A 17,510-nucleotide genomic window follows, 5' to 3' on the forward strand; every position below is an offset into this window, starting at 1 on the left:
TAATTATGGTTATTCCTCTGACTTCGCAACCTTGTCTTATGAGATCTCTTAACCTAACTGCAACCTGATCTTTTAACACATGATACCTATATTTGGTTATCCACACAAAGTGGTATTTTATGTCATATATCGTGTGGCTTCCCTTTTGGTAATCTGCCATATCATTCACCTCATGGATGAATGTTACATCTACCTCTAAGCAGAGTCAATGCTAAAGGCTTTTCGCCTAAAGGCGAAGGTTTTGGGCCTGGTACTTGGAAAATAAAATCGCTAATTGTTTTAAGATTAAGCTAAGTTTCTCCCTTAATCAGTTCCACTCGACGATCCGCCCGAATAAGCCCACGGCTTTTGAAAAGCCAGCTTTAAATAAGCGTGGTTCGCCTTTAGATCCAGTAAACTTTTCTTGGCCTGCACCAGGGCAGACTCCGCCGCGGCCACATCCGCGCGGGTGTTCATGCCGACCTGGTATTTTACATTGGCCACGCGCAAACCTTCTTCCGCAAGCTTAACCGCTTGCTCGGCGGCAGGACAGTTAAACTCTAGCGAACGTACTGAATAATACAGATTTCTGGTAAGCAATTCCGCGGCTTCTTTGGCACTCATAGAATCGTACATAGCCTGGGTTACCGCGTCTTCACGCGCCATATACGGCGTATATTGCCCTGTGTAAAACATGGAATCTTTCGCGTATTCCTGAATTTTTACCTTTTCACTTGCCAGCCATACGGAAGGGCTGGCTTCAAGAACGTGGTTGACGGCTACATTGAGGTCAATATCTTTATCCAATGGCTCCAGGTTTAATTCGTCTGTCAGCACCGGGCGATCCTGCGGTGATAGGCCGATAGTTTGATTAAACGCCACATAACCATTATCCAGGTCGTTTTGCGCCTTGTCAGCAGCCGATTTTGCCAAAGCAAACTTGGCTTCCGCGCTGATCAGGTCGCTATCTGAAATCAAGCCCACCCTGCGCTGTACTCTGGCCTTTTGCAGGTCCAAATCAGCCTGTTTCATGGCTGCCTTGTTCGTTTCCAGCGTAGCAATGGCCTGCTTAATGCCCCAATACTTTTTGCAGGTACTCAGGACAACGCTGTCCTCTTGGATATCCAGACTCTTGTAGGTCATCCGCCACGTAAGATCGGCAGAGACAACATTTGCCCAGGCTCTCTCAGTTGCCGGATCACCCGGCGGTGTCGTCGGAGAAAAGTGAATATCCTCTGCCGCATCCTCCCGCAACCACTTGGTCCGGTCAATTTCCACAGTCGCCTTTTTAACGGCATTACTATTAGCCAAAGCGCGCGCGACAGCATCATTCAAGGTCAAGTTCGGCTTAGCCGAGTCTTCGGCCCAAACCGGCAGGGCCGTTAGCAGGATAAACAGAAACATAGTCATAGATACCAAGAACTTCTTCACATACATCACTCCCGACTCCGTCCATTTTTGTTAAGTTAGTTAAATATATGCTAACTAAAGTATATTTCCCATTGGACAAAGAGTCAATATGTTTTAATACAAAGCAGTATATTTATCATAAAAAAAAACGGGTTCCCTAAGGAACCCGTTTTTTTAAACCAGTTAATTAACTGTTACAGTTTGAGTCGCATCATCCCAGTTAATGTCGCAGCCGAGGGCTTGAGCTACCCAGCGGACCGGCAACATGGTGCGGCCGGGATCCACGATTTCAGGAGCAACGTCCATTGAGAACGATGTGCCGTTGATAATCATGGTATTGTTGCCGATAATTAGCTTGACTACAGTGCCGTCTTTAATCAAAATGACACTCTGGTCGGCTTCATTCCAGATGATGTTGTTGTCGGTAATACCAACCGCCTGGGCCACAAACCTGACCGGCAGGTAGGTACGATCGTTCTTCAGGTAAGGAGCGGCATCCATGGTTACTTCTTTGCCATTTACGGTGAACTTGCTGTCGCCGATCTTGAAGATGACTTTGTTCTTGGTTGTTGTCGGAGCCGGGGTGACGGTCTTGGCTACTTCAACTGTGGTCGCCGTGTCTCTGCCGGAGAAGCACACTCCATTAGGTCCAGTGGCATAGAAAGTCCTACCACCGACAGCTCCCGCTGCTAGGTTAGCTGGATATGTGTTGTTAATCTGGTCGATAGCAGTGCCCTTAACTTTAAAAGTTATTGGGCCTTCGGGCACGGTGCGGTCGATTGTTAATTTGACGTCAGAAATTTCAATGGTGGAAGCCGTGGTGCTCTGGCTCTTAATCGGGATAGTCAATACTCCGCCGTCCTTGGTGACGCCATTAGTGTCGATGGAGAGGTCGCCTTCGCTTACCTTAACAGTCGGAACCTTGGACCACGTTACTCCGGTCGGAGCATTGACTGTGAGGTTTTTACCGTTAATCAGGACTTCTTTGGCGCCTTCAACGATCTTGATTGTGCCGCCGGCCTGTTGTTGCAAACCGATGATGACTTCCGGAGTGGTATCAACAGTGGCGGTCAGGGCTTTCACCGCTTTACCGATTACGATTTCCTGGTTGTCGATACCGGCGCCGTCTACTATAACCTTGATGTCCCCGGTAAAGTCAACAGCCACGTCAACCTGCACGTTCGTGAACTTGAACTTGCCTTTGGAAGCTGCGCCAACATTATTAGTAGTGAATTTAACCTTGCGGCCGTCGCTGCCAACCGCGGTTACACCAGCCGCTGTAAAGCCCAGGTTGCCGGTGGTTGTAGGATTATTCACGGTAGCCCATTTCACGCCTTCCGGCAGTTCCATGGTGATGGTACGACCGTTCAGGATGCTGTCCGCCGCGCCTTCTTCAATGTTGAAGTCGCCGACATCCTGGTTCGTACGGCCAGGTGTGACATCCTTAGGATCTTTCGCATTAACGAGCTTGATGCTGTATTCCACGTACTCACCGATTGTTACAGTGCTGGGGTCTACAGAGCTGGTGCCGCTCACCGCGACATCAACATTGCCGAGTACTGCTTCCGAATCGTCCACATTAACGTCGGCCGCAATCTTGTAAATTGATTTCGGGTCAGTTGCCGCTGCCCTGCCGATATTCATAACTCTAAAGTCAGCAGCATCGCGTGTTGCTGTTATGTCTGCTGCTAATCCGTCAGTAAGGTTGGTAACAACGCCGTTGCCGGCCCATGTTATCCCTTTCGGGAGCTTGAATTTCACGGATGTAGCTTCAGGAGCGAGGGCAGTACCTTTTATGGCAAATCGAGTATTTTCCTTAAGGTATATTTCTATCCTACTGCCAGTAGTGCCGGCATTTGTGAAAGTCAATGTGGCATCGCTTACATATGCTGAAACTTTACCGGAACCGGCAGTGCCGACCACGGCAGAACCCGGTGAGAAGTCACCGGCCAACTTATCTATAGTGACCTTGATGTCGCCGTCTGCAGAACTGGGAATAGTGACATTCGGAAGGGTAAGCAGGAGGCGGACATCATATTCGGCAGCTGCCGCTGTGTATGTCACTTTGAATTCACGAGCGCTTACGGCAATAATACCGGCATTGGAAAAGCGGCCGTTTACGTCAGGCGCTGCGGCAGCGGCCGCGGCTGCAAAGTATCCGGCAGCAAAAGTACCGCCGCCGCTTTTAACTACTGAAACAACCGGGCTGTTTGCTAATGCTGTCCAGTCAATGGCAAAATTAGTCGGTAATGTTACAAGGATAGTGCTGGTGCCAACTGTCACTTGCGGAATGTCAATCTGGATAGTGCCAAGGCCCTGAATGGTATCATCATTCAGCACGGTAGGCGCGGCCAAAACCGAATAGGTAGATGAAGCTCCCGCCGGTCCAACCATGGGTACCAGCATGGCAACCAGGAAAGACAGCGTCAGCAAGATCGAAATGATCTTTCTGTTTCTTTTAATCTTCACTTATTTCCCTCCTAAGAAATTTTTCTTTTAATTAAGGATTACTCAAGGCTGTTTCCGGACGGTACACGCCGGCCAACCCTGTACACAAGCGCTTTCATCCCCCCTTAAATATAGTGTAATAATTTAGCGAACATTGCGGCAAATCTGCTGCGAACGCTGCTGCTTCTGTGGTCGTCACCTGTGAAGCGGTAGGCAACGGACAAAGACATATTCTACACAAGCAGACAATTTCCTGCCGGACAGACTGTCTTTTCCTTCGTTGCATCCTGACTAGTTAGACAGCCAACCAACGCCAAAAGTTCCATCATCAGCGAAAAAATTTTTACCAATGACAACCAATGACAACCGGGTACTATAAAAAACATCATTATATTAATTGACACTATACCGGAGTCCCTTTATAATAACTGCGAGGCGCTCAGTCTCAAATACCCGGTAATGTTACACAAATTATCCTTGTCATATAAATAATTTTTGTGGGCCTCCCGCGACCGGAAGGAACTTTCTCCGGCCTAACTGTGTCTAACAGGTAAACGGGAGGCATTTCGTATCGCAAGAGGTGAACTTCCCGTGGATGAAACCAGTATATTAGTAAAAAGGGCAAAAGAGAATGACCTTTCCGCTTTTGAAGAACTGGTTCACATCCACCAGAACAGGGTATACGCCCTCTGCCTGCAGTTCTCCGGCAACCACGACGATGCCCAGGATCTAGCCCAGGATGCTTTTATCCAGGCATACAGGGCGCTGGGAAGTTTTCGCAACGAGGCTGATTTCGGAACCTGGCTGCACCGCATTACAGTTAATATTTGCCTGAACTCCAAGCGTAAGAACAAAATGAAGCCGCTTTCACTGGACGAACCGTACCAGAGCGAGGACGGGAGCGAAATAAGGCATGAAGTGGCCGGCACGGACGGCGACCCGCTCCGGGATCTGGAGGAGAAGGAATTTCGCGGTCTGGTGCAGGCAGCCTTAAAAAGTCTTTCGGACGAACACCGGGCAGTGCTTATATTAAGGGAAATTGAGGGCTACAGCTACGAGGAAGTTTCAAGCATGATCGGCTGCTCCCTTGGCACGGTTAAGTCCCGGCTCAGCCGGGCGCGGCAGGTCATGCGCCGCAGAATGACGGAACTGGCGCGGGAGGCCGGTGAGGATTTGCCCGGCAGGCGATAGAAGAAGGTGACAGTAAATGGATTGCAGCAAAATATTGCTTTTGATATCGTCCCACATGGACGGGATGCTTTCAAAAGAAGAAGAAGACGCGCTGGCGAAACATGTGGCGGGTTGCGTGGCTTGCGCAGGAGAACTGGCCCTGCAGGAGAGACTTTCCGGGGCGCTTCGGGCGATGGGCCGGGAAGAAATACAGCCGCCGCAGGATATCGGCGGCCTGGTGACGAGCAAACTGCGGGCCGGTCAGCGGAATACCGCTATCCGGCAACTGCCGGCAGCCTGGCGGAAGGCCGTTGCAGCGGCAGCCGCCGTTTTGCTCATAGCCGGCGGTTCGGCGGGGGTCACCACCGGGTTAAAACTGGCCGGCAACGGAAAAGTAGTCGGCTTTGAATCAGCCCCTTACGAAGTCAGTACAAATGAAGGCGGCGGTATCTCAACTTCAGGCGCTCCTGAAGAAGGCAGAATTGTTCCGCAAGATGAACGAGCCCAATTGCCCGGCAGCGTGAACACTACAGATGAAGCCCTTATAGAAAACACTCAAGACAATGAAAACAAAACATTGAAAACCACCGGCGATGATACCGGATTGACTCCGGGAAATTCCGGGGCTGGTGATAAAACTGCGATCGCCGCCGTATCCCCTGAGGGTGAAACACGGGTTTTCATGAGCAGCGGCATGACTGTTGCCAGCACTCTCTTAAAGATAGCCGTTGACGACCTGAACGACGCCAGGATTAAAGCGGTTTCGCTGGCAGCCGGCGCGGGGGCGGCTACACAGACATTCCCGGAACAAAGCGGGGGCAAAAAGATACTGGTTTTAAGGATCACGGTGAATTCCGACCAGGCAAGCGGATTGATCACGGCGCTTGGCAGGCTGGGGTCAGTGGTTGACAGACAGGATGAAAGCAGGGACATCGCTCCCCTATACAATGAAACACTAGTCCAGTATCGCGACCTGAATTCACGGATCAGTATGGCCAAGGACAACGCGGAACTGCAGCAATTAGAAGCACAGGCCGCATCCTACAAACAACAACTGGATGCCTGGGAAGCTGAAAAAGGCAAAAGAGTAATAGCTTTATGGCTGGAGGAGCGGTAATATAGTAAATTTGGCAAGGATGTTTATTTCGTAACTTTTATTTCAATCGCTGCCTCATCGTCAATTTCACCGGGTAAAGGATCCAGATAAGTAATAGTCACTTGGCTGTTTGTTTTTACTTCACCCTCCCGATCTCCATCTTTATTTACTATCCGCGCAAAATCATAATGATTAAACCAGACTGGTTTGTTCCCGGAGGGATCCCCCTTTAAATACAGCCGTCCGCCCTCAATCCTGTCCACCTTGCCGGATGTTGTCTTCACTTCAAGGAGGGTAACTTTTACAACCTGTCCTTTGGCTACCTCCACGTCCACAAAATCACCCTGTTTTAGTGAGGCAAAATCCTTCGCGGCTTTTTTCCCCCCGGTTAACACGGCTTGCCATGCCAGGGGCAAAATTAAATCGTTTACGTGCATATCGCAAACCACAATTAAATTATCCTTACCCAACATCACCATCTTAACGGATCCCCTAATATTTTCTGTTTTCAAAGCATTATCTTTTTGTTCCAGAGAATTAACCCAGTTTACCCGCTTATGTCCGTCCAAGATCAACTCACACCGGAAATTAACAGCTTCTTCCAGAGCTCTTTTCTCCCCCGCGCGGTAGCACTGGACGTTTTCAGCTACCTGGAGCTTCTGTACGCCGAACAGTGAAGTGAGCGCTATCTCCCTGCGGTTTTTATTGTTCTCAATACCAGAAATCCACCCTGCCAGGCGCCTTCCGGAAGGTATCTTAATCCATCCCCGGTCCACCAGTCTGCTTAAGATTACCGCCATTTCAGCCCTGGACAGGGATTCCTGCGGCCGGAAGGTGCCGTCCGGGTAACCGGACATTACCTCAGCATTAGCAACCGCTGTAATAAAGATTTGTTCCGCAGGTTTAAGTTTACCCAGATCTGAAAAGGTTTTGGCGGAAGTTATTCTTGCCGATGCTTTTTCTTCAACCGGCGCTGATTCATTTTCAGTGGCAGGCGGCACAAGGTACATAGCCCGCGCCAAGAGTTCCGCCACCTCAAGCCGGGTGGCGGCTCCCTCATCATCATAGCCATCCGGGTCATCCAGCGCAAGAAAGCCCTTTTTCACCGCAAGGTCAATGTAGGACTGCCCCCAGGGTACCTTGGGCGTTTGTTGTGCTTTCACCCTGCCAATTGAACTCTGATCATTCTTCTTATTATATTTAGTTGCCGGTTGCTCAGCCTCCGATGTCAAACCGCCCGACCGGACAATTAACACTACGGTTTCCAGCCGGTTCACCAGTTGATCGGGTTTAAAAGTATGATCAGGATAGCCTTTAACCAGTTCCAGCGCCGATAAACGCGAAATATCGCTCTGTGCCCAGTGGTCATGTATATCTCCAAAGACAACAACATTCTGACCTGTTGCCGCCATGGCGGATGAACAGCAGCACCATAATGACAATACCAGGAATAACAAAATATTTTTCGAAAAATAAACATAAGAACAGTGTTCTTTCCATTTTCTTTTATTACTCATCTTCAGCCTCGTCTGATCCAAGCGGTATATCTTCGATTTTATAAATGCTCCCCGCATCCGTCACCACATAAAGATATCCACCCGGTCCAACCATGGGCTGCATGGATACCTTATCATCCAGGGTTAGCTCCCAGTCCAACCGTCCTTGCTGGGTCACTGCCAACAAGCGTTTATCCTCCGTTCCCAGGTAAACACGCTTACTGCTTTCATCCACAGACGGCCTGGAAATAGCCTTATATAAAGGTTGATGCCACGCTTCCGTACCGTTATTTTTGTTTACCGCATAAAGTCTTTCACCGGCGCAAAAATAAACTAAGTCATGTTCGGATGGAGTAGGGGCCGTCAGATCGTCATAGGACAGATGATAACTCCAAAGAGGACTGCCGTCACCCTTGCTGTCGAAGGCGTAAACCTTTCCTTTGCTCATCTCGTCTATTTTGGCGGGATTAACAGTGACGTAAATCCGGCCGTCCTTGCCTGTCACCAGATTAGCTCCCTTGATCTTACCAAGAGAGTAGCGCCAGTAGATCTTTCCCTCTTCGCTCAGCGCCATCAAGGTAAAACCTTCCTTTTTCTTGCCAAGGATAACAAATACAACCTGATCGCTCCCTGCGCATGCCAGTATTTCCCAGTCTAATTTCATCTTGGTGCTGTCGGAAGCTCCTTGTTCCCATTGCATTACCATCCATTTATAGTGTCCCGCTGTGTCGACAGCATATAGTCCTGAGGGCAGGTGCAGGTATAACAAACCCCCTGGGCCAGTAGTAAGTAGTGCCGCTGTTTTGCTATTACCCTGATATATTTTAAAATTCCATCCTTTGCCGCCGTTTAATTTTACCTCCTGAATCAAAGCACTACCCGGGATAAAAATAGATCCACGCGAGTCAAACACCGGACATCCCGATTTATTGCCGTCCGGTAAATTATTCTCCCATAGTTTATGGCCGTTCTCATCCACTACAGTTAATTTATCTCCAGATAGCGCATAATACAGGCCGTTAGGTCCTAACTGCAACCCGTATGTCAGTTTACCTATTTCAGTTGCCTGCCAGACAACACGGGGCAACCGCTCACCATAGCACTCGGCGGGCGGTCCAGGTAATACAAGAAATAAAAACAAAGCAATAACCAAAATAATCATCCGGCGTGACAAAATAAAAAATCCTCCATTTTTAAATCATAACAAAAAAGCTTATAAATCATAGCGTTATTATCCCTGCTAAATATCGCTCACAGATATACAGAAACCTTTCCAAAAGGATGGTCATCTCTCCGGCTGTAACCGTGCCACCCGGTACAAAGGATCCGCCCGGATTACCATGGAAAAGCCCGGCGGCAGTGGTTCCGGCAACGGCTTTGGAGGCCCAAGCAGGTATTATGCCGGCATCCGCGTAAGATAATTCAGGATAAGAATTAATTTCAATACCAAGATCCCGCAGGACAGATGCAAAAACCACGGCGGCATCAGCCCGGCCCAGTTCGCCGGTTGGCTGGAAACTGCCGTCAGGATAGCCGTTGATAATGCCACGGGCCCGCGCTTCAGCCACAATTGGACGATACTTTACGGGTATATCCTCCATATCGGAAAAAGGCGGAGGCCATTCATTGGTATCAGGCCATTGCAGAAGTCGTGCAATTATAGCGACCGCCTCCACCCTCGTCAGCGATACTTCAGAAAAACTGCGCATATCACTTCCTGGCGCTGTGTCAGCCATAACTCGCACCAACACCCCTTCGACGATTCTTGAAACATCAATATCATTACCGCCGCTGCTTGCACTGTCAGAAAGGTTTATCTTCCTGCCGCAGACCCCTCCCGTTCGCCGGTCCACAGCTACTAGGGTAAAATTATTTTCAACTTTATAGTCCTTTTTAAGGAAATAAGTGAATCTACCTGATTCGTCCAAGGAAATTGTTTGCTTGAACCCCTCTTTTCCCCACATTTCCACTATAGTATTGGCGCCGGCCCTGCCGGTCACCGCCAAACAGCCCTGAAGCGGTATTCCAGATACGAAAAGCGATGGCGGCGAAACGGTCGAGCGGGCGTTTACCGACACCAGTACATGACCTGTTGGCAAAGGGGCAGTGGCATACTCCAACTCAACCTGCTCTCCAGGAAAGAGATCTCCCGGCAATACCGGGTAACCGTTTTTATAAAAGCGGGTTATGCCTGAAGACCGGTACTGTTCACCTCCACCGGTGATGATAACACCTTCAGCTTCATTATATTTTTTAAATATTTCTTTACTATAAAAATTTTCTCCGATATCCAGCTGCCACACTTCCTTGCCGGACGGGTCTGTCGTGACCCTGACCAGGCGCCCTGATGCTATGGCTTCATCTTGCGTCCTGACCCCCCAGCGATAGATAACTGTATCCGGAGTCAGGGAAAAGGAACGATAACAGCCGTTAGTATCCAGTAGATAGAATTCCCTGTCTTTTTTAGTGAAATCAATTATCCTACCGTAAAGAACACTGCTATACACCACCATGCCGATAGCCTCACCGGTATCCGGTAAAATCGCTGCTGTTACATGATCTCCCGGTTTGATCTCGTCGATACTGGAATCCTTCCTGTCCCTTTTCACCGGGGCGCCAGGGAAGGCCCTGATGGTGGCGCCGTTATCCATCTTGATCTCGCCGCTGGAAGCGACAGTTTCATGTACCGTGCCGAGAGCAACTGTCCGCTTAACTGCCAGGTACTGCACCTCGCCGGTGGATGGCGCCAGCCGCAGGCGCACAGGCATCCCCGGCAAGGCTTCCTCCAGTTCATCAAGAGCGCCTGTGCCGAAAAGCATATCTGCCGTCTCAACGACTTTGTAACTGTCCTCGAAAGAACAAGCGGCATCATCTGATAACCGGTAAGATCCCCCGTTTCCCATGAGTATAATTTCTTTTTGCCCGCCTACATTACGCATTGCTGAAACTACGCCTACACGCTCAATATAAGCTGCGCTTACTTGACGGATTTGCTGGTCAACCGGGTTAATCACCGCGTTAACCTCCACACCCGGCGGCAGTTCACTTGGCGCTACAGTCCGGTTGTTGTTCAACACGATCCCCCCGGCGTCACCGGCAAGACTATAGCCTCCCATCCTGGCGGACGGGCTGATTTCCGTAAAAACAGTCCCTCCCGCCGTCTTGAGCGCCTTTACCCCCGTGGCGCGCCACAAGCGGGCCGCCAGGTAGACTCGCCGGGAAGTCCGGTATACTTCCGCCCCGGGGAAAAGGTGGCCGGCGTCAACCGGGGCGATGTTATCGTTAACAAGGTTTATCAGCGGCAAATCAGCCGTGCTGAACGAGGCGCCGTCCGCCAATTCGATAGACCGGCCGTCGGTATTCTCCACCATACCCTCAGCCGGAGCCTGACCCCAGGTCAGGGCGTAGTCCTGTGAGATCACAGCGCTGCCGCTTACAGTATTCCGGCGCACACCCGCACCAATCACCTGTACTGTATAATCTCCAGGCAACGGTGAGGGCAGGCAAACCTGTTCCACGTTGTTTATCCTGTCCGGCGAATTGCTGCCGAGGAAACAGTTGCCGTAATAAACCCTGCCGTCAGGCGTCCGTACGAGCAGGTCGAGGTCGTTCACCAGTGCTTGGGCGCTGCCTGGTTCGGCTGGCGGGTCGGTCCAGGTCAGGGTAGCTTTGAAAGGGGACGCGGCATCAGAAACATGGAAAGTATAAGACATTTCGTTTCCTTGGGATACCCCGGTCAATTCGTCGGCTACCTTGAACGAGCCTTCTTTCAGCGCGATTATCGTCCCGGTCAGGTCAATTACACCGAAGCCCGCTAATGACGGGCCATCTGTTGTGGGACGTGAGCCGTTGATTAGCGTCCCCTTAACCATGGCTGCCGATGGGGCGGTAATATTCATATATTTCTTAAAATATTCCAGTAAAATGGTTGCAGAGCCGCCGGCAACGGCTGTGGCCATGCTTGTCCCTTGCATGCGCGTATATTCCGGGTATCCTGGTAAGTTGCCTTCGACCAGGCGCGACCGGGCGGAAATCACTGCGGAGGCGGGAGCAAGAAGATCGGGCTTGATCCGCCCGTCCCCAGTTGGTCCGCGTGAAGAGAAATCCGCGGTTGCCGTGGTATTGTCCGCGCCGGGCACGAAAGCCGGGCGTGGCAATACTGAAGCGCCAACAGTCAGAGCGTTCTTGCTGTTGGCTTCGGTGGTGAGTGTCCCGGCAGACGGCCCGCTGTTGCCGGCGCCGAAGATTGCAAGGAAGTCAGGGTAACTACGTATAAAGTCGTCAATCTGCGCAGCCGATTCCTGGTAGACATCAGGACCGCCGCCCCAGCCATCCACATGAACCCTCGCGCCCGCCGAATAAGCGGGCCAAAACAGATCAGCCAGATTGGCCGGTATCTCCGGTTCACCATCCTTGTTCAGGATGCCCTGGAAATAAATACTGGCGCCAGGGGCCACGCCGCGAAATTTTCCGTTGGAAGCGGCCCCTGTCCCCGCGACTGTGGCAGCCATATGAGTGCCGTGCCCGTTTGGATCATCAGGAACGTCCCGCCCGGCCCACGACTTCAACAACACTACCTTGGGCATTTTACCGGGTGTGCTCTGCAGGTCGGGATGCAGGTTATTTATATTTCCCGTGTCCAGACCCGAGTCGGCGATGGCCACAATCTGACCTTCTCCGGTGAGGCCGCCCGGCACGACAAAACCCGGCGCGTTTACCGCCGCGGCGCCGGTAATATCTCCGGCACGGTCATTGAGAAAAGAAACCGTGTATTTTGTGCCAATTACTCCATGGATCTTGCTGTCTTTTAATAACGAGGAAAAATCAAGAAGATTTTCATAAGGAAGCAGTAAGGTTAATATCAAAAGAAAAACAAAAGTTAAGCAAGCTCTAATAACTGATAAACCAGTTAAACCCTTACGTGACAGTATGGAACAACGCATAGGAAACCCCCTGGAAGAAATGCCGCGTCTTTTTCGATAAATTAACACATTCGACAACTGTTGAGAATTTCCTGTTAAATCAGAAAAATAGTTAATTTAGTTAATAAAAAATTATAGTAAGCGAGGGTTTATTCTCCAGTAAAATAATTCATCTCTATCAAATCCGCGGCAGCCTGCCAATCATTGACAGGGCCCTGCCGGTACCCCTGGCTACGCAGGAAAGCGGATCTTCGGCGATGTATACAGGCAGGCCGGTTTCCCTGCTGATTAATTGGTCAATCCCGTGCAACAGCACACCACCGCCAGTCATGATAATGCCCTTGTTGATGACGTCTGCGGCTAACTCGGGGGACGTGCGCTCCAGCACATCTTTAACCGCGCCCACTACCAGATCAAGTGGCTCCTTGATTGCTTCATGCACCTGGCGCCGGTTGACCGTAATAGCCTTGGGCAGCCCGGAAACCATGTCACGCCCTTTTATTTCCATTGATTCTTCCTCCGTACCGGCCGGGAACGCGCTGCCTATCCCAATTTTCAGCTCTTCCGCGGTGCGCTCGCCAATCACCAGGCTGTACTCTTTGCGAATATACTTCACAATCGCCTCATCAAGCTTGTCCCCGCCGATTCGCAGCGAGTTGCTGCAGACAATGCCGCCGAGCGAAATAACCGCAATATCTGTAGTCCCGCCGCCGATATCGACGACCATTGAGCCGCTCGGCTGAAAAACATCCAGACCCGCTCCCAGGGCGGCGGCAAAGGGCTCTTCGATCAAATGCGCCGTTTTGGCCCCGGCCTGGATGGCTGCCTGGCGCACCGCCCGCACTTCCACTCCTGTGACGGCGGAAGGGATACAGACCATCAGGCGGGGCCGGAACAGCAACTTTTGCCCGCCGTCAGCCTTGGCGACAAAGTAGCGGAGCATCTTCTCCGTAACTGAGTAGTCGGCAATCACGCCGTCACGCAGCGGCCTGATGGCAACAATATTGCCGGGAGTGCGCCCAAGCATCCGGCGCGCCTCGGAACCCACAGCGATAACCCGGCCGCTGTTCCTTTCCACAGCCACGACAGATGGCTCTTGTAAAACAATACCTTTTCCCTTTACGTAAACCAGCACGTTTGCCGTGCCCAGATCCAGACCGATATCACTGCCGCCAAGCATTAGCTTGTCCCCTTTCAGAACCGGTAAAATTATGCCTGTCCATTGTTATTACTTATCATTGCAAATAAAGGTATTATATTCTACTCCAAGCGACAAAATCCTGTTACTTTTGCGGCTTTCCGTGCAAATCTTTGTATTTTCTGCGGGTAGCTTCTCCACCTCTGAGGTGGCGCTCCGCTTTATTGTATTCAAGAATATTTTTTATTTCCCGGGCTAGTTGCTTGTTGAGAGAGGGCAGACGCTCCGTCATATCCTTATGAACCGTGCTTTTGCTCACCTGAAAAACCTGGGCGGCCCGCCTGACCGTGGCCTGGGACTCCAGGATGTAATCGCAGATATCAAGTACCCGCTTTTGAATATAATCCTGCATCGCCCTACCTCCCGTATTAGTCGTAGGTCCGGGCATCAAACGCCGGTTATAAAGCTAGAATCCCTGCGTCTGTGCCGGCTTCCTTCGCTAGTTAATATATATGCGGATGTAGAGCGGAAATGTTACGGTAAAAAATAACAACCCGCTTTCGCGGGTTGAGTAGTCAGAATTCAGTAGTCAGGAGTCAGTAGAAAGAATTCAAAATGCCTCAAGTATATGCTTCCAGCAATTAACTAACCTCTTACTACTGATTACTGAATACTGACTACTGACTACTGGTTTTATAAGTCGTTATCTCCGCGCCGCTGTAATAGTGACTGAGAATAACGCGGTAGCTGTAGCCGTGCTCAGCCATTCCCTTGGCTCCGTATTGGCACATCCCGACCCCGTGGCCGTGGCCGGTTGTGGTAAAGGTGAGGAAGCCACTGTTCACCGTCCAGGTGAAGTTTGTGGAACGCAGACCGAGCAGGTCTCTTACTACTACGGCGGAAAACTGCCTGCCGTTGATGAGCAGGCTTTTTGGCCTGCCCGTACTTGTTCTTTCAATTAATTTTAACTCTGTGGAAACATTTTTACCGCCAGTTACCGGGACCGCGCTCAGGCTGGTGCCCAAAGCCTGGTCCACCTGTTCCAGGCTAAAAGCGGCAGTTTGAACAGACCGCGGGTCCGCGTCATAAGGGCAATGGACGCTGCGCAAGTAGGGAACCTGAAACTGCCAGACATCTTCAGAGTTCTCTGTCCTGCCACCACAAGAGGCGTGATAGGCCGGATCAATCAATTCACCGTTCCATGTCAGAACCTGACCGGATGTCTCGTCCACCGCTTTCTTAACTTTATAGTAGTAATTATAATAGTGCAGGGTTCCCCAGCGGTTCTTCAAATCCTCTCTGGATAGCCAGGCTTGCCCGTGTGTCGGGTCATCGCATACGTCGGCGCCCGGGTGGAGTGAGTTGACCACGACACCGGCGCCCTTTCGCTTTACAATGTAGGTTCTGGCGGCGACAGCCTGCGCTTTTAACGCGTCAAGGGGAAATTCGGCGGGCATTTCAGCAGCGACCACCCCAACCAGGTAATCTTCCAATTGCAGCGGCTGAATTTTATTTTCCTTATGTATATACATCTTGACTATAGTCACGCCCGGGAAAAACTTTGCCGGGATTTGCCTGTCCGCCAGATAAGGAATTGACAAGATCAGAGCAGTAATTAGAAGTACTGCGCCAAACAGCAGCCTGCGCAAAGAGAACACCGTCCTAAATTGGTACTACTTAAGGGTCAGGAGTCAGAATTCAGGAGTCAGTAGTCAGTAGAAAAAATTAAGAACTAATTAGAAAATATATTTCCCGAACAGGTGGACCTTATCAAACTCACGGCGTGGAGCGGTGCTTGACATAAGGGCGATTTTGAGCCCTAATTTAAAGAGCGAGTTCACCTGAGGATAAGCGAGGGAACTGTTTGAGTGAGTGAAGCGAGCGAGTTTGACCGAGCCCGAAGGTGAACGAGCTCATGGCTGAGGAAAGGGGACACACCTCCCTAACGGGCCTATCTTTGGGGTCGGAGGAATGTCCCCGATTAAGTGGGGCGAATATGAGCCCGTTGGCAAGCGCCACTCCACATACCACAAGCACGAACAAGTACCTTCTGGCATACAAGTAAGTCTTCGAATGTTTTCGCCGTTTCTCTCATTCTGACTACTGAATTCTGACTCCTGACTACTGATCTATTATATTTTCAATACTCCGTAAGAATAACTGGTGACGCCACATAAATAAACGTGCCGTGGGAAGACGGACTGCGTCTTATTGCCACATTCAGGTTCACTTCTTTCCCGGTGTAGCGCAGGTCGCGTGAAAAACGCGCGCTATAACCGGTCAGGCTGACCAGATTATCCTTCACAACTCTCTCCTGAACAGCCGCGCCTGCGCCGCTCATCAATTCCTCAGCGCGGGCTGACAGTTCATCATCACTCATATCTCTATCGATCCAGCCGGAAATAGAAACGGCCACGCGCTCATCTTTACCACACTGTTTTAGAGCTTGTCCGATCCGCTTTTTATAAATATATGCTTTCCTGTAATCATTGGCCGCCAGATTGACCATAATGTGAGATGCTATATTCCCTTCAGGATACTCCATTACCTGTCCGAGTACGGAAATGGGGCTGCCGTCAGGCAGCGCTCCTGTTATTTGGTTGCCTCGGGCGTATGCGTTTTGCCAGTTTTCCGATTTACAGGCAGGGATGTTCAATCCCAGTAGGCGGGCAGCCATGGTGGACATTTCCTCCGGTTCGCCCGCGTTTGGTATAGAATCGTCAACTTTCACCCAGCCGGTCACGTGGATAGTTCTAAGTTCAGCCCCAGAAGACTTCAGCAAGTTCAGCAATAATGTTTCCTCACTGTTCGCCGCAAGAAGCCTTTGACCCACCGGCGTCAGGAACAGTAACAAAACGGTTAAAGCCAGCACTCCGAATGCCAGCAACAGTCTTTTTTGTTCTTTTACGGGCATAATTTCCTCCAAAAAAGCAGAGAATCCTACACCCTATTATTACCATAATTTACCTGACATATACTTAACTACTCAGGATTTGGTAATCAGCAACCAGGAATCAGAATGAGAGAATGATTTATCGTCTCCAATATTCTGAATTCTGACTCCTGAATTCTGAATACCTGAAGAAAAAGGGGCCGACTTATGTCAGCCCCCGCGCAAACAATTCTCTTTCTTTAACGGCCTGCCGCCTTTAAGCGGTTGACGGCACGTTTCAGCGCCAACTCAGCCCTGAGCACGTCCAAGTCGGGCATCTTGGCTGCAAGTCGCTGCTCCGCGCGTTGTTTGGCCGCCTCGGCGCGGTCAACGTCGATATCTTCCGCCCGTTCGGCTGCCGTGGCCAATATAGTCGCCTTGCTGTTCCTGACCTCAAGAAAGCCGCCGCTCACAGCAATATTAAACTTCTTACCTTCCTGCTCTATGCGCAAAACGCCTATTTTCAGTGCGGTAATTAGCGCGGCGTGATCCGGCAGAATACCGAGTTCGCCCTCGCTGCCCGGCGCCACGAAAAATCTGATATCTTCGCTGAAAATCTTTTTCACAGGTGTTACAATATCCAGTCGCTGGGTCTTTTCCGACATTTAAATCCACTGCCTTTCCATATGCGGCCTGCCGACCGGCAGCTTTTTACCGGCTGCAGGTCTAGCCGGCCAGCTTCTTAGCTTTCTCCACGGCTTCTTCGATGCCGCCCACCATGTAGAAGGCGTCTTCCGGCAGGTCGTCGTGCTTGCCGTCGAGAATTTCTTTGAACCCGCGGATGGTTTCCTTAACCGGAACAATCTTGCCGTCCATGCCTGTGAAGGCCTCCGCCACGTTGAATGGCTGCGACAGGAATCTCTGCATTTTCCGGGCGCGCGCCACGATGGTTTTGTCTTCATCGCTCAACTCTTCCATA

Annotated in this window: 14 protein-coding genes; 2 read left to right on the forward strand and 12 right to left on the reverse strand. The window is 50.7% G+C overall.

From position 1 onward, the window contains the following. From A4E54_RS02035 to A4E54_RS02045, 3 genes are all read right to left on the reverse strand, one after another. A partial coding sequence (locus A4E54_RS02035) for a transposase (protein WP_286724055.1) occupies positions 1 to 160 on the reverse strand: 160 nt, incomplete at its 3' end. Positions 161 to 303: 143 nt separating this feature from the next. Continuing rightward, the gene (locus A4E54_RS02040) at positions 304 to 1,410 is read right to left on the reverse strand and encodes a TolC family protein (RefSeq protein ID WP_286724028.1); all 1,107 of its coding nucleotides are present in this window, start codon (positions 1,408 to 1,410) and stop codon (positions 304 to 306) included. A 162-nt stretch (positions 1,411 to 1,572) separates the two neighbouring features. Then, positions 1,573 to 3,858: a copper amine oxidase N-terminal domain-containing protein gene (locus A4E54_RS02045; RefSeq protein ID WP_286724031.1), complete on the reverse strand. Its 2,286-nt coding sequence runs from the start codon at positions 3,856 to 3,858 to the stop codon at positions 1,573 to 1,575. Positions 3,859 to 4,428: 570 nt separating this feature from the next. Between A4E54_RS02045 and A4E54_RS02050 the strand changes: the two genes are divergently transcribed. After that, on the forward strand, positions 4,429 to 5,028 hold the full coding sequence (locus tag A4E54_RS02050; protein WP_286724033.1) for an RNA polymerase sigma factor: 600 nt from the start codon (positions 4,429 to 4,431) through the stop codon (positions 5,026 to 5,028). Positions 5,029 to 5,044: 16 nt separating this feature from the next. Then, positions 5,045 to 6,124 carry an anti-sigma factor family protein gene (locus A4E54_RS02055; protein WP_286724036.1) on the forward strand — a complete coding sequence of 360 codons (1,080 nt, stop codon included), beginning with the start codon at positions 5,045 to 5,047 and terminating at the stop codon, positions 6,122 to 6,124. Positions 6,125 to 6,147: 23 nt separating this feature from the next. On the opposite strand, the gene A4E54_RS02060 is transcribed toward A4E54_RS02055, so the two are convergent. The 9 genes from A4E54_RS02060 to A4E54_RS02100 form a co-directional block, all read right to left on the reverse strand. Then, positions 6,148 to 7,620, reverse strand: coding sequence for an S-layer homology domain-containing protein (locus A4E54_RS02060; RefSeq protein WP_286724038.1), 1,473 nt, complete (start codon positions 7,618 to 7,620; stop codon positions 6,148 to 6,150). Further along, positions 7,613 to 8,773, reverse strand: coding sequence for a PQQ-binding-like beta-propeller repeat protein (locus A4E54_RS02065; protein ID WP_286724041.1), 1,161 nt, complete (start codon positions 8,771 to 8,773; stop codon positions 7,613 to 7,615). The genes A4E54_RS02060 and A4E54_RS02065 overlap by 8 nt, the downstream gene beginning before the upstream one ends. Before the next feature lie 46 nt (positions 8,774 to 8,819). Continuing rightward, positions 8,820 to 12,542 (reverse strand): S8 family serine peptidase, encoded by a 3,723-nt coding sequence (locus tag A4E54_RS02070; RefSeq protein WP_286724043.1) that lies wholly within the window; start codon positions 12,540 to 12,542, stop codon positions 8,820 to 8,822. Between the two features lie 157 nt (positions 12,543 to 12,699). Next, a complete protein-coding gene (locus tag A4E54_RS02075; protein WP_286724045.1) occupies positions 12,700 to 13,701 on the reverse strand; it encodes a rod shape-determining protein in 1,002 nt (333 codons plus the stop codon). A 103-nt stretch (positions 13,702 to 13,804) separates the two neighbouring features. Beyond that, positions 13,805 to 14,071, reverse strand: coding sequence for a sporulation transcriptional regulator SpoIIID (spoIIID, locus tag A4E54_RS02080; RefSeq protein ID WP_286724047.1), 267 nt, complete (start codon positions 14,069 to 14,071; stop codon positions 13,805 to 13,807). Positions 14,072 to 14,336: 265 nt separating this feature from the next. Further along, complete coding sequence (spoIID, locus tag A4E54_RS02085) at positions 14,337 to 15,308, reverse strand: stage II sporulation protein D (protein WP_286724050.1); 972 nt, start codon at positions 15,306 to 15,308, stop codon at positions 14,337 to 14,339. 491 nt (positions 15,309 to 15,799) lie between these two features. Next, entirely contained in the window at positions 15,800 to 16,573 is a 774-nt protein-coding gene (locus tag A4E54_RS02090) for a YwmB family TATA-box binding protein (RefSeq protein WP_286724052.1), read from the reverse strand. A gap of 218 nt (positions 16,574 to 16,791) precedes the next feature. Beyond that, positions 16,792 to 17,196, reverse strand: coding sequence for a F0F1 ATP synthase subunit epsilon (locus tag A4E54_RS02095; protein ID WP_286724054.1), 405 nt, complete (start codon positions 17,194 to 17,196; stop codon positions 16,792 to 16,794). 61 nt (positions 17,197 to 17,257) lie between these two features. Continuing rightward, on the reverse strand, positions 17,258 to 17,510 hold a 253-nt coding region (locus tag A4E54_RS02100; protein ID WP_502687913.1), incomplete at its 5' end, for an ATP synthase beta subunit C-terminal domain-containing protein.

It is taken from the genome of Pelotomaculum sp. PtaB.Bin117, assembly GCF_002067195.1.
Lineage (GTDB): Bacteria > Bacillota > Desulfotomaculia > Desulfotomaculales > Pelotomaculaceae > Pelotomaculum_D > Pelotomaculum_D terephthalicicum.